General features: G+C 45.6%; 4 protein-coding genes. 3 read left to right on the top strand and 1 reads right to left on the bottom strand.

Annotation, left to right across the window (positions count from 1 at the left end; all coding sequences use genetic code 11):
• Positions 1–234 precede the first annotated feature (234 nt).
• Both F6K20_RS38385 and F6K20_RS38380 read left to right on the top strand, forming a co-directional pair.
• Positions 235–480 (top strand): hypothetical protein, encoded by a 246-nt coding sequence (locus F6K20_RS38385; RefSeq protein ID WP_287298417.1) that lies wholly within the window; start codon positions 235–237, stop codon positions 478–480.
• Between the two features lie 21 nt (positions 481–501).
• The gene (locus tag F6K20_RS38380) at positions 502–807 is read left to right on the top strand and encodes a hypothetical protein (RefSeq protein WP_287266207.1); all 306 of its coding nucleotides are present in this window, start codon (positions 502–504) and stop codon (positions 805–807) included.
• A gap of 228 nt (positions 808–1,035) precedes the next feature.
• On the opposite strand, the gene F6K20_RS38375 is transcribed toward F6K20_RS38380, so the two are convergent.
• Positions 1,036–1,233, bottom strand: coding sequence for a hypothetical protein (locus F6K20_RS38375; protein WP_131827281.1), 198 nt, complete (start codon positions 1,231–1,233; stop codon positions 1,036–1,038).
• Between F6K20_RS38375 and F6K20_RS38370 the strand changes: the two genes are divergently transcribed.
• A partial coding sequence (locus F6K20_RS38370; RefSeq protein WP_287298416.1) for a creatininase family protein occupies positions 1,228–1,437 on the top strand: 210 nt, incomplete at its 3' end. The two genes, F6K20_RS38375 and F6K20_RS38370, sit on opposite strands and share 6 nt — an antisense overlap.

The raw sequence follows: 1,437 nt of genomic DNA, 5'->3' as shown, positions 1-1,437 counted from the left end.
GTCTCCTCAAGGGGTGGGTTTTCACCACCATCCAAGAAATAGTTAGGATTTCGGGGGTTATCCCGCGAATCCCTTAGCTCATACCCCTCTAGTTTCTAGAGGCTCCTAGCTAAAACGAGCCGCACTATATGTATCATTAGTAATGCTGCGAGTTCTAATTCGTTTTTGGGTACACTAATAGGTTATTTTTGTCTATAGTAATCCATTGCACTAAGGGTAGGCTAATTTAGGCAAGTGCGATCGCATCAGCCTGTGAGCCTGGTGATTGAGCCTGTGAGCCTGATCAGCCAAAGTGATCCCACTAGCTTAATGACTTGGAGGATAAAATGTAAGCATTCAGCTATCAGCTATCAGCTATCAGCTAATGCGCTACTTGAGGTGCTTTTGAATAAAATAACCACCTCAAGCAGCGTGAGCCTTGGCCTTGGCCATAGGCCAAGCTTTCGGCAAAGCCGACGCTTCGCAAACGCGAATGGCTGACGGCTGACGGCTGACGGCTGAATGCTTACGATAAAATTTATGGCAAGCCTTAATCTCAAAGAAGAAGCACGTAGATTAATCGATAAATTACCAGAAGATTTTAGCTGGGCAGACCTAATACAGGAAATTCACCTCCGCCAAGATGTTAAAACTCAACCTGCTGACAGCACAGAAGCTCGAAAGATACCTGTAGTAACAGCTATCTTCGATGGTGAGGTTTTACGGTTAGACAGAACTGTTAATCTCGAACCCGGCAAGCGCTATGCGATTGCTATTGAGACAGAAGTGACAACAGTTACTAGCCAAAATGCCTGGGATGTGTTATAAGGATTTGCCGGAACAGTTGAAGCACCATCAGACTGGGCTATGGAACATGACCATTATTTGTATGGAACGCCTTGTTCAAGCTGGTTATCGAGCTTTGATGCTTGATAAGTAAAAAACTATAGCACTAAGGGTAGCTACCTGTAGGGTGGGCAAAACCTTGCCCACCCTACCCATGGATTCTGTGGGTAAGTCCTGAGTAAAAAACTATAGCACTAAGGGTAGGCTAATTTAAGTAAGTGCGATCGCATCAGCCTCTGAACCTCGTGAACGAACCTCTGAACCTCCTGAGTGTAAAAAAATACTAATTAAAGTCCGGTGGGCAAAGTATTCTACTATATAGGGTTTCTCATACCTATGAACTACAGAGGATTTTTTCCCTCTCCCCACACCTCCCACACTTCCCACCCTCCCCACACTCTTATGCATAATTTCATTCCTCCGGAACGATTTTTCCCTTATCTGACCTGGACTGATATCGAACAGATGCCAGACAAAGAAAATGTTGTGATTATTCAGCCGGTCGCTTCCATTGAGCAGCATGGCCCCCATTTACCGCTGATTGTAGATGCGGCGATTGGGGTGGGAGTCTTGGGCAAAGCCTTAGGCTGCTTAGACCCAGAAATCACGGCA

Origin of the sequence: Moorena sp. SIO2C4 (assembly GCF_010672485.1) — a bacterium.
GTDB lineage: Bacteria > Cyanobacteriota > Cyanobacteriia > Cyanobacteriales > Coleofasciculaceae > Moorena > Moorena producens.
The sequence above is the reverse complement of the archived record's forward strand: the minus strand, read 5'-3'. Positions and strand labels throughout refer to the sequence as shown.

Excerpts from the sequence above, each read along its gene's own strand:
- F6K20_RS38380 (WP_287266207.1), top strand. The coding sequence starts at position 502 with ATGCTTACGATAAAATTTATGGCAAGCCTTAATCTCAAAGAAGAAGCA.
- F6K20_RS38375 (WP_131827281.1), bottom strand. The coding sequence starts at position 1,233 with ATGCATAAGAGTGTGGGGAGGGTGGGAAGTGTGGGAGGTGTGGGGAGA.